The organism is Caballeronia sp. TF1N1 (assembly GCF_022878925.1).
Classification (GTDB): domain Bacteria; phylum Pseudomonadota; class Gammaproteobacteria; order Burkholderiales; family Burkholderiaceae; genus Caballeronia.
This window is the reverse complement of sequence record NZ_CP084626.1, coordinates 926805-951016: the sequence shown is the minus strand read 5'-3', so window position 1 is coordinate 951016 and position 24212 is coordinate 926805. Positions and strand designations below refer to the sequence as shown.

Genomic DNA, 24212 nt, shown 5'->3' with positions numbered 1-24212 from the left:
ACTCAAAAGCCGCGCGACAAGACGGCAGTACCGATCGTCACCACGCCCAATACCAGGTTGATCACGACGAGGCGCCGCACCGTGCCCACGGCGCGCGCGCCATCGGGCCAGTTCTGCGCCTGCACCGCGCGACGGATGCGCGGAAACACGCCGAAGCGGATGTGCCCGAAGATCAGCATCATCACGATGCCGAGCCCTGCCATGGCGTGCAGCGGCCACGCCGCGTGACCACCGCCGAACTGCCACAGCAGGAAGCCGCCCGTGAGCAGAATCACGAGCACCGACCCCGCGACCCAGTTGAAGAAGCGTGCGAACACGGCTTCCCAGAGCGGCAGGCGCAATTGCGGCGTGAGATCGCCGAGCGCCGGGCGCAGGCAGAAATGCGCGAAGACCATCCCGCCTATCCATATGGCGACACCGAGCAGGTGCAGGAAAAGGGCGGCTTCGATGGCGTGGGTCATGGGATTCCAACTGTTCTTGAATTGGGCATTCGACTTGAGCGCCGCAGTGTCAGTTCCGGACAGCGGTCGACAAACGAAAAGAAAACGCCCCGACGCATGATCGCGACGAGGCGTGTCAGACATGTGCGCGACGTATCGCTTAAGGCATCGCGCAACTTCCTCTGCCCTCACTCGAACACCGGCCTCAACTCCGCGACCTTCAACGTCCCATCCGGCGTCCTGCCCTTTCTCGCCCGCTTGCCCAGATGCAATTGCAACTGCGAGCCCGACAGCTTCTCGTCCTTCGGCTTGCCGCCGCGTCCGGTGCCGATCATCACCACGCCGCGTGCATCGATGGCAAGCGCCTGACGCAAGGTTTCCTTCGGATCGAGCGCCATCAGAATCACGCCGCGTCCGCCGCCCGAGAGCGTCTTCATCTCGTCCATGCCGAACACGAGCAGTCGCCCCGTGCTAGATAAACACGCGACATAGTTCGCGCCCGGCACGACCGGCATCGGCGCAAGCGGCAATGCGCCCTCGTCGATCGTCATGAACGCCTTGCCCGCCTTGTTGCGGCTCACCATGTCGCCGAGCTTCGCCATGAAGCCAAAGCCATTGCTCGATGCCAGCAGCAACGGCTGCTCCGCCGTCGCCGCGAAGTAATGCAGCAAGTGCGAGCCCGACTCCAGTTCGATCAGCGACGTGACCGGCACGCCGTCGCCACGGCCGCCCGGCAGCAACGCGACCGCCACGGAATACACGCGCCCGTTGCTGCCCCAAGCGATGAGCGTGTCCGGCGTGCGCGCCTGGAACACCGCGTAAAGACTGTCGCCCGCCTTGAAGGTGAAACCCGCCGGATCGAGTCCGTGGCCTTTCAGCGCGCGCACCCAGCCACGCTGCGAGACGACCACCGTCACCGGTTCGTCGACCACGCGCACTTCGAAGGTCGCGCGCTTTTCCTGCTGAATCAGCGTGCGGCGATCGTCGCCATATTGCTTCGCGTCCGACTCGATTTCCTTGATGAGCAGACGCTTCATCGCGGCATCGCTATTGAGCAACTCTTCGAGCTTCGTCTTCTCGGTGCCGAGGTCGGCCAGCTCCTGCTCGATCTTGATCGCTTCGAGCCGCGCCAACTGACGCAAGCGGATTTCGAGGATGTCTTCCGCCTGCCGGTCCGACAGGTTGAAGCGCTGGATCAGCGCCTGCTTCGGCTCGTCCGCCTCGCGGATGATGCGAATGACCTCGTCGATATTCAGGAAGACGATCATCCGCCCTTCGAGAATATGGATGCGGTCGTTCACCTTGTTCAGCCGATGCTGCGTGCGGCGCGTCACCGTCACGAAGCGGAAGCCGACCCACTCGTGCAAGATTTCGACGATGCCCTTTTGCCGCGGCCGGCCATCCGCGCCGACCATCACCAGGTTGATCGCCGCGTTCGATTCGAGGCTCGTATGCGCGAGCAGCGAATGCACGAATTCGGTCTGGTCGATACGGCTCGACTTCGGCTCGAATACGAGCCGCACGGGCGCGTCCTTGCCGGACTCGTCGCGCACGGTGTCGAGCAAGCCGAGCAGTGTCTGCTTGGTCTGCAACTGGTCGGGCGTGAGCGTCTTCTTGCCGAGCTTGATCTTCGGGTTGGTGAGCTCCTCGATTTCTTCGAGAACCTTCTGTCCGGACGTGCTCGGCGGCAATTCGGTAATGACGAGTTGCCACTGACCGCGCGCGAGTTCCTCGATCTTCCAGCGGGCGCGCACTTTAAGGCTGCCGCGTCCGGTCTCGTAGGCCGTCGAGATTTCCGCGTGACTCGAGATGATCTGCCCGCCGCCCGGAAAGTCCGGGCCGTTCAGCTTTTCCATCACGCCGGCATGGCCGAGTTTCGGGTCGCGGATCATCGCGACGGCGGCCTGCGCCACTTCGCGTAGATTGTGCGAGGGAATCTCGGTCGCGAGACCCACCGCAATGCCCGATGCGCCATTCAGCAACAAGAACGGCAGACGCGCGGGCAAGAGCTTCGGCTCTTCGAACGAACCGTCGTAGTTCGGCATGAAATCGACGGTGCCCTGATCGATTTCATCGAGCAAAAGGCGCGCAATGGGCGTGAGACGCGCTTCGGTGTAGCGCATGGCTGCCGCGCCATCGCCGTCGCGCGAGCCGAAATTGCCCTGACCGTCGATGAGCGGATAGCGCATCGAAAAGTCCTGCGCGAGACGCACGAGCGCGTCGTAGGCGGACTGGTCGCCGTGTGGGTGATACTTGCCGAGCACGTCGCCGACCACGCGGGCCGACTTCACCGGCTTCGCGCCCGAGGCGAGCCCCATCTCGCTCATCGCGTAGAGGATGCGGCGCTGCACGGGCTTTTGCCCGTCGCACACGTCGGGCAGCGCGCGGCCCTTGACCACGCTCACCGCGTAGTCGAGATAAGCGCGTTCGGCGTAATCGCCGAGTGTGAGTTGTTCGCCTTCCGGTGCTGCTTGCTGATCGGCGAAGAGATCGTCTGTGATTCCCATCGAATATCCGTTGTTATGCGTTCAGGGCGCGTTGCATGCGGGCGCTATGGGCCAGATTGCGAGGCTCAGATGTCCGCTTCCACTTCGTTGCCCTTCTCTTCGAGCCAGCTTCTGCGCGACGCGGCTTCGCCCTTGCCCATCAGCATGGTCATGCGCGAGACGGTGAGATCGAAGCCGAGATCGCCCAGGCCGACCGGCAGCAAACGGCGCGTGTCGGGGTTCATGGTCGTGTCCCAGAGCTGTTCCGCGCTCATTTCGCCGAGGCCCTTGAAGCGGCTGATGGTCCATGCGGTTTCGCGCACGCCGTCCTTGCGCAGCTTGTCTAAAATGGCTTCGAGTTCGCCTTCGTCGAGCGCGTAGAGTTTCTGCGCGGGCTTCTTGCCGCGCGCAGGGGCATCGACACGAAAGAGCGGCGGACGCGCCACATGCACGTGACCGCGTTCGATCAGTTGCGGGAAGTGCTTGAAGAAGAGCGTGAGCAAGAGCACCTGAATGTGCGAGCCGTCGACGTCCGCGTCCGAGAGAATGCAGATCTTGCCGTAGCGCAGATTCGACAGGTCGATCTTGTCGTCCGGACTATGCGGATCGACGCCGATCGCCACGGCGATGTCATGCACTTCGTTGTTCGCGAAAAGCCGGTCGCGTTCCGTTTCCCACGTGTTCAACACCTTGCCGCGCAAGGGCAGAATGGCCTGGAACTCCTTGTCGCGGCCCATTTTCGCGGAGCCGCCCGCCGAATCGCCCTCGACGAGAAAGAGTTCGTTACGCGCGATATCCGTCGATTCGCAATCCGTCAGCTTGCCCGGCAGCACCGCGACGCCCGAACTCTTGCGCTTCTCGACCTTCTGCCCGGCACGTGTACGCGCCTGCGCCTGGCGAATCACCAGTTCCGCGAGCTTCTTGCCGTATTCCACGTGCTGGTTGAGCCACAATTCGAGCGCCGGACGCGAGAACGACGAAACGAGTTTCACGGCATCGCGACTGTTCAGGCGTTCCTTGATCTGGCCTTGGAACTGCGGATCGAGCACTTTCGCAGAGAGCACGAACGACACGCGCGCGAACACGTCCTCGGCGAGAAGTTTCACGCCCTTCGGCTGAAGGTTATGAAGCTCGACGAAACTTTTAACCGCCTGAAAGAGCCCGTCGCGCAGGCCGGATTCGTGCGTGCCGCCCGCGGGCGTCGGGATCAGATTGACGTAGGACTCACGCAGAAGCGGCCCTTCCTCGCTCCACGCGACGACCCACGACGCGCCCTCGCCTTCGGCGAAGGTTTCCTCGCTGGAACGCGAGCTTTCCGCGAAACGTTCGCCTTCGAAAAGCGGGATCAGCAAGTCGCTGCCGCCCATGCCTTCGAGCAGATAGCCGCGCAAACCGTCTTCGTATCGCCACGATTGCCGTTCGCCCGTTTTCTCGATGACGAGCGCCACTTCCACACCCGGCAGCAAGACGGCTTTCGAGCGCAACAGGCGCTGCAGTTCGCCGAGCGGGAAATTCGGGGAATCGAAGTATTTGGGATTGGGCCAGGCGCGCACGCGCGTGCCCGTCTTTTTCGCGCCCCGGTCGCCGGGGCGCGTGACGAGTTGCTCGATGACGTCGCCATTGGCGAACGCCAGTTGCGCGATCTTGTTGTCGCGCCAGACCGTGACTTCGAGGCGCGTGGCAAGCGCGTTCGTGACCGAAACGCCCACGCCGTGCAGCCCGCCGGAAAACGTGTAGGCGCCGCCCGCGGCCTTGTCGAACTTGCCGCCCGCGTGCAAACGCGTGAACACGATTTCGACCACCGGCACGCCTTCTTCCGGATGCAAGCCGAACGGAATGCCACGGCCGTCGTCCTCGACGGACACGGAGTTGTCCGTATGAAGCGTGACGGTGATCTGCTTGCCGTAGCCGCCGAGCGCCTCGTCGGACGCGTTGTCGATGACTTCTTGAATGATATGCAGCGGGTTCTCTGTGCGCGTGTACATGCCGGGCCGCTGCTTGACCGGCTCGAGCCCCTTGAGAACCTTGATCGATGCTTCGCTGTAGCCGGCCGCTTTCGCGCTCATCGCGCGCGCTCGTTGCGCTGCGCGGTGTTGCGTGCCTGACTCGGCCGCGCTGGATTTTTTCGTGGTCATAGTTGAACGTTGACCCGGCATCGTGCGTGCTCGCGGGAATGCCACGACATGCGCCCGAAGTGCCGGCGAATGCTTGATCGATTGCTCGAAACGTTATCTGCCTGGCCGGATGTGCTCGTGCGGAGCGCTCGCCCCGCCCGCCGATCCTTGGCCGCGCTAGGAGAATAGCGGTTTTCGTCCGCGCCGCCCACATCGGACGAATAAAAGGCCAGCCCTGACCGCGCCGATTTCGCGCGGTCGCGGCCAGGCATGCTGAAATGCGTGTGTTACTTGCGCTTGGCTTCGAGCTCTTCCCAGCGCTCGAGCGCAACCATGAGTTCCTCGTCGATCGCTGCGTGCCGCTCCGAAAGACGCGCGCCTTCCTTGGCGTCCTTCGCGAAGATCGAACCGTCTTCCAGCTGCTCGCCGATGCGCTTTTGCTCCTCTTCCAGTTCCGCGATGCGCACCGGCAGCGCTTCCAGCTCGCGCTGTTCCTTGAACGACATCTTGACGCTGCGTTGCGCGTTGCGACCGGCCGCGCTTTCCTTCGGCGCGTCGTCCTTCGTCGCTTCCTTCGCGCTCTGACGCGCGGCTTCCTCGGCGATACGCTCCGAACGTTCGCGCTGAATCTGCCAGTCCGAGAAGCCGCCGACATACTCGCGCCACTTGCCGCCGCCTTCCGCAGCGAACACGGACGTCACCACGTTGTCGAGAAATGCGCGGTCGTGACTCACGAGCAGCACGGTGCCGTCGTATTCCGCGAGCAATTCTTCGAGCAGTTCGAGCGTGGGAATGTCGAGGTCGTTGGTCGGCTCATCCAGCACGAGCACGTTGGCGGGCCGCGCAAAGAGCCGCGCAAGCAGCAGCCGATTGCGCTCGCCGCCCGACAGCGAGCGCACCGGCGAGCGCGCGCGTTCCGGTGCGAACAGGAAGTCGCCGAGATAGCTCATCACGTGCTTCTTCACGCCGTTCACTTCGACCCATTCGCTGCCGGGGCTGATGGTGTCGGCGAGCGATTTGTCGAGGTCGAGCTGTGCGCGCATCTGATCGAAATACGCCGCCTGAATGTTCGTGCCGGTACGCACGCGCCCTTCGTCGGGCTGCAATTCGCCGAGAATCAGCTTGAGCAGCGTCGTCTTGCCCGCGCCGTTCGGCCCGACGAAACCAATCTTGTCGCCGCGCATGACGGTGGCCGTGAAGGCATCGACGACGGTGCGCCCGCCAAAGCGTTTGGTTACATCGGTCAGTTCGGAGACGATCTTGCCGGATTTCTCGCCCTGCCCGACATCCAGCTTGACGTTGCCTTGCACGTTGCGGCGTTCGGCGCGCTCGTTGCGCATCTCGACGAGCCGCGCAATGCGTCCGACACTGCGCGTGCGGCGTGCTTCCACGCCCTTGCGAATCCACACTTCTTCCTGCGCGAGCAGTTTGTCGAACTTCGCCGCTTCCACCTGTTCGACTTCGAGTTGCTGCGCCTTTCTCGTCTGGTACGCGCTGAAGTTGCCGGGATACGACAAGAGCCGCCCGCGATCCAGTTCGACGATGCGTGTAGCCACGCGATCCAGAAACGCGCGATCGTGCGTGATGAACAGCAGCCCCGTACGCAGTGTCACGAGCAGGTCTTCCAGCCAGCGGATGCCGTCGAAGTCGAGATGGTTGGTCGGTTCGTCGAGCAAGAGCACATCGGGCTGCACGACGAGCGCGCGGGCCAGGGCGACACGCTTTTTCATGCCGCCGGACAGCGCGCCCGAACGCGCGTCGCCGTTGAGACCGATCTGCGCGAGCGTGGTCGCGACGCGATTGCGCCAGTTCCAGGCATCGCGCAAATCGAGCGCCGATTGCAGCGCGTTCATGCGCGAGAGCAAGGCGTCGTGCTGCGCGCCTTCGGGGGTATCCGCGAGTTCGTGGGCGACGGCGTCGTATTCGTCGAGGAGCGCGCGTGCTTCGGTCAGGCCGGAGGCGACGACATCGAACACGGTGGCGTCGAGATCGAATTCGGGTTCCTGCGGCACATAGACCGTGGAGAGTTCGTTCTGACGCGTGACGAGACCGTCGTCGGGCGCGGCAAGCCCCGCCACGATCTTGAGTAGCGACGACTTGCCCGCGCCGTTGCGGCCGATCAGACCGACGCGTTCACCCGCTTCGAGCGAAAAATCCGCGTGATCGAGCAATGCGACGTGACCGAACGCGAGCTGCGCGTCCGTAATGGAATAAAGCGACATGGGGATGGATGCGAACAGTGCGATACCGGGGAAGCGGCCATTGTACCGATGTTAGGCCCGAGGGTTGGGGCGCTGGCTGAATGGACGAGGATGGCGAGTCGGAAACGCGGCGTGCGCGCGCGGTCGTCGGCGAAGGCCCTGGCCGTATGGATGAGGCCGCGGCGGCGTGGCTGGTCCGAAACGCATGGGACGTCGATGCGGCTGATGCAATCGTCGGCTGGATGCGGATGCGGCGTGCCGGTAGGTACAAAAGAATCGCGGCGGCAGCCTCGGCCATTCCGCAAGGAATCGCCGCTGCCCCCGCCGCCATCACGTTACTTCACATGAACCTTGATGGTGGAACTCATCTCCGGCCCATACGACTTGTGCTGGCCGTCGCCGAACTGCATGGTGAGCGTGTGATCGCCCGGCGGCAGCTTCACATCGGCTTCCGTCTGGCCTTTACCGAAGTGCAGCGAGGTATCGTTCGCGGGAATCACGGTGCCCTTGGGCAAAGGACCGCTGTCGATGAGCAGATGGTGATGTCCGGTGCCTTCCGTCATCGTGCCGGCTGGCGCGATCTTCATGCCGTCCACGCCGAACTTCACATGCACGGGGCTCGTGACGGTGGCGCCGTCTTTCGGCTCCACGAAGTAGACGCGCGACGATTGCGCATGTGCCGCGCCAGCGAGCATCGAGAGCGCGAATGCGCCGGGCAATAGCGCTTTCGAGAGCGTTTTCTTAAGCATCGTGTTCTCCTTGTCGATAAACCGGCCGATTGCGCGAGCCTTCGCGCCGAGGCCGCGACCAAGGATACACCGCGTGTCGTGAACTTGTCGTGGCTACTCGCCACGCCAACGTGGCGCGCTCGCGTCCGAGCGATCACGACGCCACGGCGATCAACTCGGGACTCTCGTCCGTCACCGGCGCACAATCCCAGTTTCCATACCAATCGATCTGCGCAAAACCCGCGTCATTGAGCAGGCGCGCCAACTCATCGCGCGAGCGAAAGCGCAACTCGCTCTTTGCGGATAGCGTCTCGCCATCGTCGAAACGATAGTGCGTCGTGAAGGCCGCGCGTGCGCTGATTAGCGGATCGGGGGTCTCGTGAAGTTCCTGCCACACTTCGACGCCGCGTCCATCCGGCCCGCTCACGCGACGTCGCGAATGCTCCGGCGTCCATCGCTCCCACGCGCGCGCATTGGGATTGCGGCTTTCGAAGGCGATGCGTCCGCCACTACGCACCGCCCGGCGCGCGGCCACGAGCGTGGCGAGAAAGGTAGCGTCGTCGAGAAAGACTTGCGCGACGTGACCCGTCATCAACAAGAGATCGGCAGGGGCGACGAACGGCAAGGCGGAGGCGTCGCCTTCGATCCACGTCACGCGCTCGCCATGCGCACGCGCGCGCGCAACGCGCAACATGGGCGCGGAAGGATCGATGCCCGTGACCTTGTAGCCACGCATCGCCAATTCGCAGGCGAGCAAGCCCGTGCCGCAGCCCAGATCGACGATATGTCCCGCCGATTCGGCTAGCGCGAGATAAAACGCGGTATCGGCGGCGGCGGGATTGAGCGCGTCGTAGAGCGCGACGATGCGTGGATCAGCGTAACTGGACATGAGCGGCTCTGTAGGCGAACGAGTGATGGAGCGCGACGAAGCGCCGCTCAGCGTAACAGGAGATTAGCGCTTCTCGTCGGCGAGCGCGACGAAGCACGCATCAGCGTAACCGGAGATTAGCGGCTCTGATAAGCCAGCGCGTCGCGCATCGGTTGGCTGTGCACCATGATCGGACCGGAGAACGGCGTATCGAGATCGAGGATCACGAGCACCGCCGAGGCGATCGACAGCGCGCCCAGCGTGATCGTCACGAGCGACAGCGCGTTGCGCGGCGCGATCAGCCCGAAGCAGAGAAAGATGATGAGCAGCCAGCCCACGAGAATCCGGTCGAACGGATAGGAGATCGACCCATGCGCTTCCTCGACGAGCTTCCAGCGCAGCGCGATGAGGTCTTCGAAGCGCGTCGCGCATTCGTCGGCGAGGCGCTGGTGGTAGGCATCGCCCGGTGCGAGCACGCGCACTTCATGCTGGCCACGATTGAGCAATTCGCCGAGCGTGCGGCTCGCGAGATTGTCGGCTCCGCCAAGCGATGTGCCGACCGCCGGATAATCGCCCACGGGCGGCGCTTCGTCGGGCCAGGTGCTGGCGATCGCCGCCGCGGTGTACGAGCGCAAGAGCGCACGTGCGCGCTCAAGGCCGGCGCCGTAATCGCGCATGGTGTGATCGAGTTCGATGATCGATGTCGCGTAACTGCGCAAGTCGGTGTTGGTGGTATCGAAGACCGTTTTCGCGGATGCCGTCAGCAAGCCGAGCACGAGCGCCGCGAAGGTCACCAGCATGCCGACCAGCAGTTGCACGAGTTGCACGGTCTCCTGCGCCTTGTGCTCCTCGGGCAGCAACGGCCGGACGATCGCGCCCAAGCCGGTGCTTGCGAGCAGCAACGCGAAAACGAGGACGGCGGATTCGACTTCAGTCATGAGCGCATGGGTCGTGGGCGCGGCGGCGCAACGGTTCGCCGCATTATCGACCAGAGAGCAGGCGCGGTGCAGTTGAAAAAACGCCGGGGACGCAGCGTTTCGACTCGTCGATCGAAGGGCGGCCGCGGCCTAGAAAGCGACGGACATGGTCGCCATCACGCTCGCCGTGCTCTTCAACCGGTTCGTGCTTGCAATCGACGGCACCCATCGCAAGCTCGCCGACAACGGGCGCTTGCCGTCGATCTTGGTGTCGTAGGTGACGATCGGACCCATCGAAAAGTCGTGCCCCCGAAAGCCGTTCAGCCTGTCCGCGAGCGGTCCCGAGTCGTTGCCCAACTGCTGAACCGTTCCGAGCACGAGGCCAACCCCCAGGCCGTTCGAGAACTTCTTCAGTCCCATTGCATCCAGCGTGAACAATGGCGCGTTCTGATAATCGGTTGCGGTGTTTCGCGTATAGAACTGGAGACCGGCCACGACGTCGAATTCGAGTCCGTATTTCGGCATCAACTGGGTGAACGCGACCTGCGGGACGAAGGTCCAGTTATTCAGGCTGGGATTGGCGAGCGCGTTCGCATCGTAGTGACCGGTGGGCGCCCAGAAATTGAAGCTGAGCGCGATATGCGCCGTCTGGGAAAAGTGATACCCGGCCACGATAGGCGTGAAGTAGAGGTCGAACAGATTCGACGCGCGGTCGCTGCTCGTCGTTCCGAAACGCCCCGCCGAAAACGATGCCGTCACTTCGGTCCATACGTACGGAACCGTGATTCCCGATGCGAAGTCCCATCCCGCAAAGCCGCCCCATACCTTGAGCACCGTCGCGAGCGTGAAGGCGACTTGCCCGTCGATCCCGAGCGAGGTCTTGCCGGCAATCGGGACCTGACGGTTGCCGCTGATGGAACCATCGATATAAATTTGCTGCAGACTCACCAGCGTCAGCGGCTCTGGCGGAACAATGCCGATTCCGGACAGCACGCTCATGCCCGCAACGGGCCGCCCCAACGCGCCCTCGGTCGCACGCGAGGATAAAGGCAGCAGGCAGACGCCGACCACGAAAAGCGCCACGGCGAGGCGATGCCAATGGACTCGGAAAGCATGCATGAGGTGGTGTGTCGGTAACGTCATGCCGGTTCATCGCCTCTAGAAAAAACAACGATTTCACGCAAGCAAGATGCGGCGCTCAGTCGTGCGCGCCGAGCACCCAGCGGTAATACGGGTTCGCCTGGTCGGCGCTCAGCACCGCGCGAATTTCCCCCGCCCATGCGTTGCGGTCGCCACGATACGCATCGAGTCCCGCCCGGTAAAACGCATGCAGTGTGTCGCGCTCGCTGTGCAGCGCGTCGGTGAATCCGGCGTCGCCGTTTGCGAGCGGCGGTTCGCTCTGCAACGCCAGCAAGCGCGTCAGCGTCGCCGGAAAATCCGTCGGCTCGACCCACGGCGCGTATTCGATGCGCGGATCGTCGTCGGTGACGGGGCGGGCATCGGCGGCATAGTAGGCAAGTGCGGGGCCGTCCGCGACATAAGTTGCAAGAAGCGCTTCCGCCGAGCCGATGCCCACCTCGTTCAACGCGCGCGCTACGTCGGGCTGTGCCAAGCGCTCGCGAATGCGCGGCACGTCGAGCGTCAACGGCTCCCTGGAGCCGATCAGCATCATCTCGTGGAACTCGGTCGTGAAGAGCGCGGCATGCGGAAACACCTGCATGAAGCTGCGGATGAGCGAGCGCGTTTCCTGCTCGTTTTGCGTCGCGATTGGCAACCATTGCGCGACGATACCGCGCTCGTTCAACCGCGCCGCCGCGAGCCGGTAGAACTGAGTCGAATACAGGTTCACCACGCCCGCCGCCGATGGCGGCGGCGGTTCGAGCGTCACGAGATCGTAGCGGTCATCGCGCGACAGTAGTTCGCGCCTGCCATCTCCGGCTCGAAGTTCGATGCGCGGATCGGCGCTCACGTCGTAATTGCCCGCGAACGCCGGCGACGCGCGCACGACCGCCGGCAACAATTCGGCGACCACCCGTTTTTCGAGGCCCGGCCACGCGAGCAGCGCGCCCGCCGTGATACCCGTGCCGAGTCCGATGACGAGCGCGGAACGCGGCGCACCGGCATGCACGATGAGCGGCAGCAGCGCTTGCAGACGCATGTAGCGCAGCGACGTCATGGCGTCGCCCGAGTTCGAGACACCTTGAATGTAGAGACGGCGGAACCGTTGCGCCTCAGGGCCTTGTTCGAGCACGGCGACCGTCCCGCCCGAGCTTTCCTCGTAATAGGCAAGGCTGCCGTGATGCGCCTTGGCGAGCAGCACGCCAAGCCGGTCGGACGGCACGACGATCGCGACGGCAACCGAGATCGCCGCAATGCCCGCGCTCGCCCAGATGCCGGCCTTTTGTGCGGAGCGCGCGCTCAGTGCCGCCGACAAGCCGATCAGACTCGCCGCGACCGCAAGCAAGCCGAGCGAGCGGATCAGACCGAGCGACGGAATCAGCACGAAACCCGCAAACAGCGTCCCGCCGATGCCGCCCGCGGTATTCATCGCGACGACGCGCCCTACCCGGCTTGCGATGCCGCTTCGTTGCGCGGTGTCCCCATCGGCGGCCATGGCGAGCGCGAAAGGGAACGCCGCGCCAAGCAAGATCGTCGGTACGAGCACGATCACGCATGCGGCAACCGCAAAGCCCGCGCTCATCGACGCGAGCATGTTGCCCGTCACGCTCAGGCCGAAGTCGGCTGCATGACGCTGGGCGAGCGAAAGCCAGTCGCCCACGCATGCGACGCCCGCGAACGCGGCCAGACCCGCCGACGCGATCAGCACGCCGAATGCGCTCCACGGGTCGCGTATCCGTTGGGCATGGCGCGCCGCGATCGCGCTGCCGAGCGCAAGACCGAGCAAATACGTGGCGAGCACGATGGAAAAAGCGAAGCTGCGCGTGCTGACGAATTGCCCGATGGCCTGCGACCAGATCACCTCGTAGCCGAGCGCGATGCCACCCGCGACGGCATAAAGCGCAATGGCGATGCGCGAGCCGGAGGAACCGGCGCTGGCGCGCGCGGCGGGATCATCGAGCGAACCGTTCTGCACGGCGGCGCGGCGCATGAGCAACATTGCACCGATCGCGGCACAGGCGTTGAGAAGCGCGGCCGCATAGGCGCTGCCCTGCACGCCTAGCAAAGGAATCAGCACGAACACCGGCAGCAACGCGCCAGCGATGGCGCCCGCGGTATTGGCCGCGTACAACCGCCCGCCCGCGCTACCGATGTCTTGCCGCGACGCGCCGGTTGCACGCATGAGGACGGGCAAAGTGCCGCCCATCGCGATGGCAGGCGCGCCGACCAGCGCGAACGGCAAGAACCACGCAAGCGGCCCGGCGCGCTCTTGCAGCGTCGCGAAGAGCGCGGCCGAGTGCGCCAGCGCGTGCGTCGCGCCCGGACCGAGGCCAAGCACGGCGAGTTCCAGTCCCGCGTACAGCAACCAAGGCCGCATGCTCCGGTCGGCGAGCTTGCCGAAGAGCCATCCGCCGAGCGCGAGTCCCGCAAAGAACGCACTGATCGCAACGGTCACGGCCTGCACTTCGATGCCGACCACGAGCGTGAGTTGCCGCACCCACAACACCTGGTAGATCAGCGCCGCGCCGCCCGATGCAAACAACAGCAACGCAGGCCACGCGAGACGCATGGTGCTCGCGTGATGCGCATCGGCGCTGGCCGGTGCGCGGCGGCTTGCCTTGGTCCGGGCGGATTTGATCGCGGCGCTCAGATCTGTCATCGTCTCTCGGCTCCCGGATCACTTGCCCGCGCTTTCGATGCTCTTCATCAAGTTGTCGGTCATCTGGTCGATACTGAAGCTGCTGGGCCGTTGAGCGGGCGGATATTGCTTGAACGTCGCGAGGAACGGCGCGACCTTCGAGACGGCGTATTGCGCGATATACACGTTCTTCGTGGTCCAGTCGTAATACTGGTCGGAGACGATATCGGCGCGCTCGTAAGGGTCCATGCGCAGATTGAAGATTTTCGGCACGCGCAGACACGTGAACGGGTTCGCCCACACTTCATAGCCGCCCGGCTGGCGCTGCTCGCAGAAGACCACCTTCCAGTCGTCCTGGCGCATTGCGACGAGCAGGCCATCGTCGTTGAAGTAAAAGAACTCGTGACGTGGCGCGTCCTTCGTCTGGCCAGTGAGATACGGCACGAAGTTATAGCCGTCCAGATGCACCTTGAAGTTCTTGCCGCCGATCGCCGCGCCCTTGAGCAAGCGGTCGGCAATGCCGTTGTCGCCCGCGGCGGCGACCAGCGTCGGGAACCAGTCGAGGCCCGAGATCATCTGCCGCGAAACCGTCCCCGGCTTGATCTTGCCGGGCCAGCGGATGATCGCGGGCACCCGGAACGCGCCTTCCCAGTTGGTGTTTTTCTCGCTGCGGAAAGGCGTGGTGGCGGCATCCGGCCATGAGAACTGGTTCGGCCCGTTGTCCGTCGTATAGACGACGATGGTGTTGTCCGCGATCTTCATGTCGTCGAGCGCCTTGAGCAGCTTGCCGACGTCGTTGTCATGCTCGATCATGCCGTCGGCGTATTCGTTGCCCGGCATGCCGCTTTGACCGAGCATGGATGGCCGCACGTGCGTGAACAAATGCATGCGCGTCGTGTTCATCCACACGAAGAAAGGCTTGTTGGCCTTGTTCTGGCGCTGCATGAAGTCGATGGCGGCGCTCGTCGTTTCGTCGTCGATCGTCTCCATGCGTTTGGTGTTGAGCGGACCCGTGTCCTGCACGCGGCCATCCGCGAACGAATGGATCACGCCGCGCGGCGCGTTCGCCTTGACCCACGCCGTGTCGTTCTTCGGATAATAAGGACGCTCCGGTTCTTCCTCGGCGTTCAGGTGATACAGGTTGCCGAAGAACTCGTCGAAGCCGTGCTTGGTGGGCAAGTACTGATCGCGGTCGCCGAGATGGTTCTTGCCGAACTGGCCGGTCGCATAGCCGAGCGGCTTGAGCGCCTCGGCAATGGTGATGTTCTGCGCCTGCAGGCCGACGTCCGCGCCGGGAATGCCCACTTTCGACAGCCCCGTGCGCAAGGTGACTTCGCCCGTGATGAAGGTCGAACGGCCCGCCGTGCAGCTGTTCTCCGCGTAGTAGTCGGTGAAGAGCATGCCCTCGTTGGCTATGCGATCGATGTTCGGCGTTTCGTAGCCAACCACGCCTTTGCTATATGCGCTGATATTGGTCTGCCCGATATCGTCGCCGAAGATCACGAGAATGTTGGGCTTCTTCCCATTCTGATTATTGTTCTGCGCGGCGGCGGGCGCGGGAGCCGGCGCGGGTTTCGCGGGTTTCGCCGCGTTCGGCGTCTGCGCGGTCGAGACGATCGGCGGGACGATCAGCACGCAGATCGCCGCGAGCGCGGCGAGCGCGCCGGTGATATAGCGGAAGCGTCGGAGTTGCGGCTTGGTCATTGTGATTCTCCTTGAGCGCCATACGTCTTTCGCGCGTCGCCCGTCATGGCGCGCTTGCCGGATAAACCGCCTTCCAGTCGTTCTTCATGCTCACGACGATCCACCCGCGCGCGAGCGCCTCGTCCCATGCGCGGTCGAGCTTGCCAATCTTCGACTGGCGGTCGTAGGCGAATTCGCGCGCCGCGTCGTCGTGATGCACGATCAGTTCGAGATGCGGCCCGTCCTGCGCGGCCGTGTATTGCAGCATCTGCAAGTCGCCGTCCGAGTTGCCGAATGCGAGCACGGGCTTTCTGCCGATGTTCCGGTAGATGCCGACGGGCTTGCCGGGACCGTCGTCGACGAAATCGAGCTTCGGTTCGCGCACGAGTGCGGGCTTGCCGTCGCGCACGACGTACTTCACGAGCTGGCTCGACCCGATCACCTGTTCGGGCGTAATGCCGTAGACCTGTTCGGCGAACACGCGCATGAATTCGATCGTTCCTCCGGACACGATGAAAGTCTTGAAGCCATTCGCCCGCAAATAGTCGAGCAGTTCGAGTTGCGGCTGATAGACGAGCGCGGTGTACGGACGCCCGAGCGTCGGATGCTTCGATGTTGCGAGCCACGCGCGAATGGCGCTGTCGTATTCATCGACCGTCATGCCGCTGTTCGCCACCGCGAGCAGTTTCAGCAATGCTTTTTGCTGGCCCGCGAGCGCGGCCTTGTCGCCCGATGCCAACGCCTTGAACGCCGGGTCGCCACGCCATTCCGGATGGTTCGGCGCGGCCGCCTTCACTTCATCGAGCATGAAGGCAAACTGGAAATAGATAGGTTGTTCGCTCCACAACGTACCGTCGTTGTCGAACACGGCGATACGTCGCGCGGGCGGCAAATAGGTTGGCGATCCTTCGCGCGTGACGGTTTGCACGAAGTCGATGAGCGCTTGCCGAGCGCGGCCGCCGCGCCACGACGGCAGAACGCCTTGCGCCGTCTGCGCGGTGCTGGCGCTTACGCCAGCGCTGGCCTGCGCGGACGCGTCGTTGCCGGAGCGCGCGCAGCCCGCCAGGAGCACCGCGAACGCGGCAGTCAGCAGCGCGGCCCGCACGCCAGCAAGAATGTGTCGAAGTCCCCGCCGCACTCGACTCTCCTTTCGCGAAAGCAATGTGTTGCCGCGCCGATGCGTTCAGCGAGCGGCGGTCCGAGTCGGATTCGCCGGCGATGCGCCATGCGCCGCTTGCCAGACGTCCTTATCCACCACGAGTCTGAAACCGAGGTGCGACATGCTGTTGTAGGGGTCGGTGCCGCGCCGCGCGCTTGGCCGATAGCTCAGGCAGTAGTCTTCGTTGCACAGAAACGAACCGCCGCGCGTAACGCGTTTGGGCGCTTCCACGGGTACGCCGGGATCGGCCGGGTCCCATGAACTGGCCGGGCCCGCGGGCTCGTTGACCACCCCGCCTATCGATGCCTCGCGCCTGAACTGATCGGCCCGGTACCAGTCGGCTACCCATTGCCACGCGTTGCCGGTCATGTCGGAGAGTCCGTAGCCGTTGGCCGGAAAACTCCCCACGCGGCTCGTCCCGGCCGCGCCGCCCGCTTTCGCGTTGACCACGGGGAACGGCTGCTTTTCCTGGCCTTGCCAGACGTTGGCCATTTGCTTGCCGTCGGGTGCGAACTGGTTGCCCCAGGAATAGGTCGCCTGATCGAGCCCGCCGCGCGCGGCAAATTCCCATTCGGCTTCGGTGGGCAGGCGCTTGCCCGCCCATTTGGCATAGGCCTCGGCGTCTTCGTAGGAAACCTGCACGACGGGATGATCGTCCTTGCCATCGATATTGCTCGACGGCCCCGAGGGATGCCGCCAGTCCGCGCCCGGCACGAAGCGCCACCAGCGCGAATAGTCTTGCAGAGACACCTGTTCCCGTGTGCCGACGAACACCATTGCGCCCGGCGTGAGCGCACTGTCCGGCGGACGCGCCGTGCCGGGTGGCAACTGCACCCGGAGCGTCTCCCAGTCGGGTTTCTTTTCAGCGGTGGTGATGTAGTGCGTGGCCGCCACGAACGCGCCGAATTCGGCGTTCGTCACGTGATGCTCATCCATCCAGAAACCGTGAACGCGCACCGTATGCGCCGGACGTTCGTTGGCTTGCGCGAGCTTGCTGTCGCTGCCCATCTGGAATTCGCCGCCAGGTATCCACGCCATGCCTTTCGGGCCGCTCACGCCGTCACCGAGGACGGCATGGACCATCGGCCTGGCAGGCTCGCGCAGCGCGCGGCTCACCGCGAATCCGACGAGCGCCGGACATAGCAGCACGAGCACGGCCCACAGCGCCATGCGCCTTGCGTTGAATTCCGAGCTTCGCCCGGCCGCGTTGTGATTCACCGGTATGTTCGCCATTGCCGTCACCCCGACCGTGTCGCATGGGAGCCAACACAATGGAGCCACCAATATACGAACGAATAAATGTTAGCAATCTTTTTTTCGAGCGATGCCGCAAACGGTAGGCATCCTTGCGAAAGGGCCGACACGGCTTTGACGAAACCGCCTTGCTTTAGTAACTTGTGCAGCACGTGTTCAGACAGCTTCGGGATCATCGCATCAGCAACGCGTGCGCGTTGCACTCTTAGCGAGCGAGCCATGCAAGACCTCATCCGGCGATTCGAGACGAGCATCGGGCAAGCGGTGATCGGCCAGGAGGCCGTCGTGCGCCAGATTCTCATTGCGCTTTTCGCGGATGGGCACGTGCTGCTCGAGAGCCTTCCGGGTCTCGCAAAGACACGTACCGTCAAGGCCATCGCGGCGCGTCTGGCCGCCACGATGAAGCGCATCCAGTTCACGCCCGATCTGCTGCCCTCGGATATCACGGGCGGCGAGACGCTTCTGCAATCGGGCAACGAACGCACGCTCTCGTTCCAGCCGGGTCCCATCTTCGGCAATCTGATTCTCGCGGACGAAATCAACCGCGCGCCCGCCAAGGTTCAATCCGCGCTGCTCGAAGCCATGGAAGAGCGGCAAATTTCAATCTCCGGCAAGACGTACCCGCTGCCCGAGCTCTTCCTCGTGATGGCGACGCAGAATCCCATCGAACAGGAAGGCACTTATCCCCTGCCGGAAGCGCAGATGGACCGTTTTCTCATGAAGGTGCTGATCGGTTATGCGTCGCCCGGCAGCGAGGCGGACATGCTGCGCTTGCTGCGTCGCGAAAGCGAGGGCGCGCCGGCCGCCATGGAAACGCTGACGCAGGAAGATGTGTTCGCTGCGCGCGAAGCCGTCCGGCGCGTCGCGGTGGCGCCGGCCATCGACGAATACATCGTATCGATTGTCAACGCGACGCGTCACGGCGGCGCGCTCGATGCCGACCTCGGCAAATGGATCGAAGTCGGAGCGAGCCCGCGCGGCGCGATCGGACTGGATCGGGCGAGCCGCGTGCATGCATGGCTCGACGAGCGCGATTTCGTCACGCCAGACGACGTGCGCGCGGTCATCCATCCGGTGCTGCGGCATCGTTTGTTGCTGTCCTACGATGCGACCGCCGACAAGGTCGGCGCCGACCACGTGATAGACCGGCTAGTGGAGAAAGTGGCCGTGCCAGCTTGAGCCTGGAGGAAACCCGCGATGCCGCACGACGCAGCAGACGTTCATGGCCCGCCCCCTTCGGCCATCGGCAGCGTTTATGTCGATGCCGCGCATCTCGCCGGGCTCGAAGGCCGCGCGCGGGGTTTGAGCTTCGTCGCGCCCGCGCCCGTAACGAGCATCTTGTCGGGACGGCAAGCGTCGCGCATGCGCGCACGCGGCCTGAATTTCGAGGAACTGCGCGGCTATTTGCCCGGCGACGACATACGCCATCTCGACTGGCGCGTGAGCCTGCGCACGGGCAAGCCGCATGTGCGGGTCTATACCGAGGAGCGCGATCGGCCGCTTCTGGTCATCGTCGATCAGCGCATGAACATGTTCTTCGGATCGAGCCGTGCGCTCAAGTCCGTGGTCGCGGCCGAAGCGGCGGCGCTCGCCGTGTGGATGGCGTTTGCCGCCGGGGATCGCGTGGGCGGCGTCGTGTTCGGCGACGAAGAAGTGGTCCGCGTGCGTCCGTTGCGAAGTCGCGCGCGCATCGACTTGCTGTTCGGCGCCATCGCGCGGATGAACGCGTCGTTGCATGCGGAGAGTCTCGCGCGAACGAATTACGCGCAACTCAATGCGGCGCTCGAAGGCGTGTTGCAGATCGCATCGCACGACTTTCTGGTGTGCATCATGAGCGACTTTGCAGGCGCCGATGAACGCACGCGCCGGCTGCTCCGGCAGATTGCCGCGCATAACGACGTGATCGCGGCGCTCGTCTTCGATCCGCTCTGGCAAGGCATGCCCGAGCATCGCGCGCTGGTGGTGAGCGAAGGACGCTTGCAAGTGGAGCTGCGCATGGAAAACGAACGCGTGCGTGCGCCGCTCGCCAGCCTCTTCAAGGGCCGCGCGGCAGCGATTGCGGAGCTGTTGCGCACGAGCGGCGTGCCGTTGATGGCGTTATCGACCGCCGAACCGGTCGTCGATCAGGTGCGGCGCTTATTCGGCGAGCGCGTGCGTCGCGCGGCGCAAGGCGGCCTATGACCACGCCGCTCATGCCCGCCGACACGCCCGCCGCGTTGCAGGCGCTGCGCGAGTTACCGTTGCCCGAGCCCGTGTCGTATATGCCACGGACCATCGGCTGGCTTATCGTGCTTGTCTTGCTCGCGGCGTTGGCGGCGCTCGCCGGATGGTTCGCCTGGCGTCGGCATGAAAGGAGCCGCTACCGGCGCGAGGCGCTTGCCGAACTGGCGCGCATCGAAGCGAAGCTTGCCGACGAAGCAAGCCGTGCGGCCGCGCTTGCCGAGATCGCGCCGCTCATCAAACGTACCGCGCTTGCCGCCGCGCCGCGCGGGCAAGTGGCCTCGCTCACCGGCGCAACCTGGCTTGCATTTCTGCGCGCCACGCACGGTCACTTCGACGATGCGAGCGGCGCGCTGCTTTTCACCGCGACATATGCGCCGCAAGCGCGACTCGCCGCCATCACGCGACAGGACGCCGACCGTCTCGTTCACGCGGCGCGCGACTGGATCGAGCATCATCATGTGGAAGTTTGAGTACGTGTGGATGTTCGCGCTGCTGCCCTTGCCCCTCTTCGTGTGGTGGCTGGCGCCCGCGTATCGCACGACATCGACAGCCGTGCGCATGCCGTTCTTTCAGGAAATGGCCCATGCTGCCGGCGAGAAACCCGCGCCCGGCGGCGTGCGTCTGCGCCGCAACTGGCTGCAGCGCTTGCTCATGCCCGTGCTCTGGATTTTGCTGCTGATTGCGGCGGCGCGGCCGGTGTTCCTCGAACCGCCCGTCACGCACGAGTTGCCCGCGCGTGACTTGCTGCTTGCGATCGACCTGTCGCAATCGATGAGCGAGCGCGATTTCATCGATGGCGCGACCGGAGAACGGCTCGATCGCCTGAGCGCGGTCAAGCGCGTAGTCGCCGATTTCATTGCGAAGCGCAAGGGCGACCGCATCGGCCTGATCGTGTTCGGCGACGGTGCTTATCCGCAAGCGCCGCTCACGCTCGATCACGACAGCGTGCTGATGCTGCTCGACGCCATGCGCATTGGCATGGCGGGACCGCGCACGGCTATCGGCGACGCGATCGGGCTGGCGGTCAGACTCATGGAAAACACGCCCGCGCAGGAAAAGGTGCTGATTCTGCTCACCGATGGCAACGACACCGCAAGCGCCATCGCGCCCACGCAGGCCGCGCAGATTGCGAAGCATCACGGCATCGTGGTGCACACCATCGGTATCGGCGATCCGCAGACCGAAGGCGAGGACAAGGTCGATCTCGACGCACTGACGCGCATTGCCCGGACGACTGGCGGGACGTCGTTCCATGCGATGGGCCGCGCGGAAGACATCGCGTCCGTGTACGCGCAGATCGACAAGATGACGCCGGAAAAGATCACGCGCGAGGTGTACAGACCGCGCCGGGAGTTCTACTGGCTGGCGCTCGCGCTCGCGGTGTCGCTCTTCACGCTGTATCACGGCATTGCCTGTCTCGTTGCGCTCTTGCGCGCGCCGCGTCGCGTGCCCGGGGAGATCGGAGCTTGATATGGCTATCGATCTGACGGCTTTTCACTTCCTGCGCCCGCTATGGCTCTTGCTGCTCATTCCAGCCGTGCTATTACCGTTTGCGTGGTTGCGTCGTAACGATGTGCGTTCACGCTGGCGCAACATCATCGCGCCGCATTTGCTGGAGCATCTGATCGTCGGCGAGCGTGCGAAGCGTGGTTTGCAGCCGATCCATTCGTTGGCCGCGCTGATCGCCTTATCCGCCATTGCCGTGGCGGGGCCGACGTGGCAACAGGAACGTCCGCCCTTCGATCAGGACAAGGCGCCGCTCATGATCGTCCTCGAACTCGCGCGTTCGATGGATGCAACCGATGTCGCGCCAAGCCGTATCGAACGCGCAAGGCAAAAGGTGCTCGATCTCGCGGCAGCGCGCAAAGGCGCGCGCACCGGGCTGCTGGTGTTCGCGGCGAGCGCGCATCTCGTCGTGCCGCCCACGGAAGATCCCGCCTTGCTCGGGCTTTATGTGCCTGCGCTCGCGCCCGAATTGATGCCGCATGACGGCAAGAACGCCGCTGCGGGGCTGGCGCTTGCGGAGCGTGTCTTGCAGAAGGCCGACGACGCAGCGGGTACGATCGTCTTCATGAGCGACGGTTTCGATGAAAGCCATACGGATGATTTCGTTCGGATGGCGAAGGAATCGCGCCACCAGTTGCTTTGGCTCGCGGTCGGCACGGAACGCGGCGGCGCGATCCGGGGAGCGAACGGCGAAATCGCGACTGACGAAGCGGGCCGCACTGTCACCGGCACGTTCGATGCAGCCGCCATCCGCAGAATCACGCAAGCGGCTTCGATTCCGCTTGCAAGCATGCGCGCGGACGATGACGACGTGCAATGGGTGCAGCACCGCGCGCAGGTGTATCTCGAAGCGGCGCAAGATTCGAAGATCGTGCCGCGCTGGAGGGAATCGGGCTACTGGCTGCTCGCGCCGATTCTCGTCATCGCCTTGTATTGCTTCAGGCGCGGCTGGACGGTGAAGTGGCTGCCGATGATACTGGTTGCGCTTTCAATGGCTTACTCTCCCAGGCAGGCGCAGGCCGCGTCGTTCGAGTGGCTCGATCTCTTCGCAACGCACGATCAGCAGGGTCGCTACAGCTTCGAACATGGCGACTACAAGCGTGCCGCCGCGCGTTTCGACGATCCCATGTGGAAAGGCCGCGCACAGTATCTTGCCGGCGACTTTGCCGGCGCACTCGATACGTTCACCCGACTCGACACGCCGGACGCGTTGTTCTATGTCGGCAACACGCTCGCGCGGATGAAAGATTACGCGGGCGCGATGAAGGCTTACGACACCGCAATTGCGCATCGCGCGGGGTTCGCGGAGGCGCGTGCAAATCGGAAGCTGGTACAGATGCTCATCGAGGACGACGAGCAGAGTGACGAATCGACCACGCAGAAGCCCGATCAGGTCGAGACGGACAAGAAGAAGATCAAAGGCGGCCAGCGCGTGCTGGTCGAGCAACAGCGTCCATCGGAGGAAACGTGGATGCGTAATCTGAATACATCGCCCGCGGCGTTTTTACATCAGCGCTTCGAACAGGAAGCAGGAGCGAGCCCGTGATGCGATTGCTCCTCGCGATAGGGTTCGTCATTCTCTCGAACGTGCTTTCGATCGCTCACGCGGACGATGCGCCCCGAACCATGTTGCGCGCGCATCTCGAACCGGCTGGCAAGGTAGTGGCGGGCAGCGCGGCGCAACTCGTCGTCGATGCGCTCACGACCACATGGTTCACGGCCGCGCCGGACTGGCCGCTGTTCGACGTGCACGATGCGTTCGTCACGTTGCCTGACGAGAGTGCGCAGAACCTTTCGGAGACCATGGACGGCGTGCGCTGGTTCGGGGTACGGCGCGTCTATCGAATCGTGCCGCGCGCGGCGGGCACTTTCGATGTGCCGCCGTTCGCCATCACGCTGCATCCCGGCGGCGCCGACGGACCGGTCACGCTTACGACGCCCCGGCTGGAGTTAGTCGCAAGCGTGCCGGCGGGGGCCGAAGACATGGCGTCGTTTTTCCCCACGCCAAAGCTTACCGTGACGCAAAGGATCGAACCTTCGGACGGCAAGCTGGAAGTCGGCGGCACCTTGACGCGTGCTGTCACGGAGCGCGCGGAAGGCACCGAGTCGATGCTTATTCCACCGCTCGCTTTTGCGGACATCGCCGGATTGCGCCGTTATTCGAAGCCGCCGGTAACCCGCAATATCACGCAGGACCGTTCGGGATTCGTCGCGGGCGAGCGCACGGATACGGTCGCGTATCTTGTCGAGCGTCCGGGAACGTACACGCTGCCGGCAATCGATATCGAATGGTGGAACACGACCACTCGCGCGCGCGAAAAGATTCATCTTCCGGCGCTTAGCTTTCGCGCGCATGCAGCGAGCGAACGGCCGCTTTGGGACATTCCGGGCGGCCTGGCGCGGCATACGGTGATCTACCTCGATGAGAGAGATGTCATGTATGCGTGTGTCGCTCTGGCGGCTATGGCGCTCGCGATCTGGTTTTATCCGCGCATGCGTGTACTGATCGAGCGCGGCTGGCGCCGGTGGGCGGCGTGGCGCAAAGCACGCGCGGAAGGCGAGTTCGCCGCCTGGCGGGCGCTTCGAAAGGCCGCGAGCGCGGGCAGCATGTCGCGCATCGTTCCGGCGCTCTACCGATGGATGGACGTCAATCCGCGTTATCCGCGTCCGGCGCGGCTTCGCAATATCGGCGAGTTCGAACCGAGCGACTTGAAGCGACTGGCGGATTCGGCCATTGTCCATTATCGGGGCACGGGTCGCGCCGATGAAGCGCCACCCACACGTCTGCGCCGTCACACAAAGTTTTGGCGAAGTCGGAGAACGAAGCGCCCGGCGCTGGCTCCGCTCAACGACAACGAAGATCGGTAGAACCGACT

Annotated in this window: 18 protein-coding genes; 6 read left to right on the top strand and 12 right to left on the bottom strand. The window is 64.2% G+C overall.

What is annotated here, in order from left to right:
• Positions 1-2: 2 nt before the first annotated feature.
• The 12 genes from LDZ28_RS04370 to LDZ28_RS04315 all read right to left on the bottom strand — a co-directional run bounded on the left by LDZ28_RS04370 (position 3) and on the right by LDZ28_RS04315 (position 17586).
• Positions 3-461: a CopD family protein gene (locus LDZ28_RS04370; protein WP_244827489.1), complete on the bottom strand. Its 459-nt coding sequence runs from the start codon at positions 459-461 to the stop codon at positions 3-5.
• Between the two features lie 167 nt (positions 462-628).
• On the bottom strand, positions 629-2947 hold the full coding sequence (gene parC / locus LDZ28_RS04365; protein WP_244827488.1) for a DNA topoisomerase IV subunit A: 2319 nt from the start codon (positions 2945-2947) through the stop codon (positions 629-631).
• A gap of 65 nt (positions 2948-3012) precedes the next feature.
• Positions 3013-4992 carry a DNA topoisomerase IV subunit B gene (locus LDZ28_RS04360; RefSeq protein WP_244827487.1) on the bottom strand — a complete coding sequence of 660 codons (1980 nt, stop codon included), beginning with the start codon at positions 4990-4992 and terminating at the stop codon, positions 3013-3015.
• 335 nt (positions 4993-5327) lie between these two features.
• Positions 5328-7262, bottom strand: coding sequence for an ATP-binding cassette domain-containing protein (locus LDZ28_RS04355; protein WP_244827486.1), 1935 nt, complete (start codon positions 7260-7262; stop codon positions 5328-5330).
• Positions 7263-7576: 314 nt separating this feature from the next.
• Positions 7577-7936, bottom strand: a complete 360-nt coding sequence (locus LDZ28_RS04350) for a DUF4399 domain-containing protein (protein ID WP_244827998.1) — start codon at positions 7934-7936, stop codon at positions 7577-7579.
• A 187-nt stretch (positions 7937-8123) separates the two neighbouring features.
• Entirely contained in the window at positions 8124-8858 is a 735-nt protein-coding gene (locus tag LDZ28_RS04345; RefSeq protein WP_244827485.1) for a bifunctional 2-polyprenyl-6-hydroxyphenol methylase/3-demethylubiquinol 3-O-methyltransferase UbiG, read from the bottom strand.
• A 116-nt stretch (positions 8859-8974) separates the two neighbouring features.
• Positions 8975-9775, bottom strand: a complete 801-nt coding sequence (locus LDZ28_RS04340; RefSeq protein ID WP_244827484.1) for a hypothetical protein — start codon at positions 9773-9775, stop codon at positions 8975-8977.
• Between the two features lie 129 nt (positions 9776-9904).
• Positions 9905-10873, bottom strand: a complete 969-nt coding sequence (locus LDZ28_RS04335; RefSeq protein WP_244827483.1) for a transporter — start codon at positions 10871-10873, stop codon at positions 9905-9907.
• Positions 10874-10952: 79 nt separating this feature from the next.
• Positions 10953-13532 carry a fused MFS/spermidine synthase gene (locus tag LDZ28_RS04330; protein ID WP_244827482.1) on the bottom strand — a complete coding sequence of 860 codons (2580 nt, stop codon included), beginning with the start codon at positions 13530-13532 and terminating at the stop codon, positions 10953-10955.
• Between the two features lie 18 nt (positions 13533-13550).
• Positions 13551-15215, bottom strand: a complete 1665-nt coding sequence (locus LDZ28_RS04325; protein WP_244827481.1) for an arylsulfatase — start codon at positions 15213-15215, stop codon at positions 13551-13553.
• A 43-nt stretch (positions 15216-15258) separates the two neighbouring features.
• The gene (locus LDZ28_RS04320; protein ID WP_244827480.1) at positions 15259-16332 is read right to left on the bottom strand and encodes an HAD family phosphatase; all 1074 of its coding nucleotides are present in this window, start codon (positions 16330-16332) and stop codon (positions 15259-15261) included.
• A 45-nt stretch (positions 16333-16377) separates the two neighbouring features.
• Positions 16378-17586 (bottom strand): formylglycine-generating enzyme family protein, encoded by a 1209-nt coding sequence (locus LDZ28_RS04315; protein WP_370652093.1) that lies wholly within the window; start codon positions 17584-17586, stop codon positions 16378-16380.
• Between the two features lie 240 nt (positions 17587-17826).
• Between LDZ28_RS04315 and LDZ28_RS04310 the strand changes: the two genes are divergently transcribed.
• The 6 genes from LDZ28_RS04310 to LDZ28_RS04285 are packed head-to-tail and all read left to right on the top strand — an operon-like array spanning position 17827 to position 24204.
• The gene (locus LDZ28_RS04310; protein WP_244827479.1) at positions 17827-18786 is read left to right on the top strand and encodes a MoxR family ATPase; all 960 of its coding nucleotides are present in this window, start codon (positions 17827-17829) and stop codon (positions 18784-18786) included.
• A gap of 18 nt (positions 18787-18804) precedes the next feature.
• Positions 18805-19788 carry a DUF58 domain-containing protein gene (locus tag LDZ28_RS04305; RefSeq protein WP_244827478.1) on the top strand — a complete coding sequence of 328 codons (984 nt, stop codon included), beginning with the start codon at positions 18805-18807 and terminating at the stop codon, positions 19786-19788.
• Positions 19785-20300 (top strand): DUF4381 domain-containing protein, encoded by a 516-nt coding sequence (locus LDZ28_RS04300; protein ID WP_244827477.1) that lies wholly within the window; start codon positions 19785-19787, stop codon positions 20298-20300. The genes LDZ28_RS04305 and LDZ28_RS04300 overlap by 4 nt, the downstream gene beginning before the upstream one ends.
• Positions 20287-21300 (top strand): VWA domain-containing protein, encoded by a 1014-nt coding sequence (locus LDZ28_RS04295; protein ID WP_244827476.1) that lies wholly within the window; start codon positions 20287-20289, stop codon positions 21298-21300. Before LDZ28_RS04300 ends, LDZ28_RS04295 begins: the two co-directional genes overlap by 14 nt.
• A 1-nt stretch (position 21301) precedes the next feature.
• On the top strand, positions 21302-22882 hold the full coding sequence (locus LDZ28_RS04290) for a VWA domain-containing protein (RefSeq protein WP_244827475.1): 1581 nt from the start codon (positions 21302-21304) through the stop codon (positions 22880-22882).
• Positions 22882-24204, top strand: a complete 1323-nt coding sequence (locus tag LDZ28_RS04285) for a hypothetical protein (protein WP_244827996.1) — start codon at positions 22882-22884, stop codon at positions 24202-24204. Before LDZ28_RS04290 ends, LDZ28_RS04285 begins: the two co-directional genes overlap by 1 nt.
• The last annotated feature ends 8 nt before the right edge of the window (positions 24205-24212 follow it).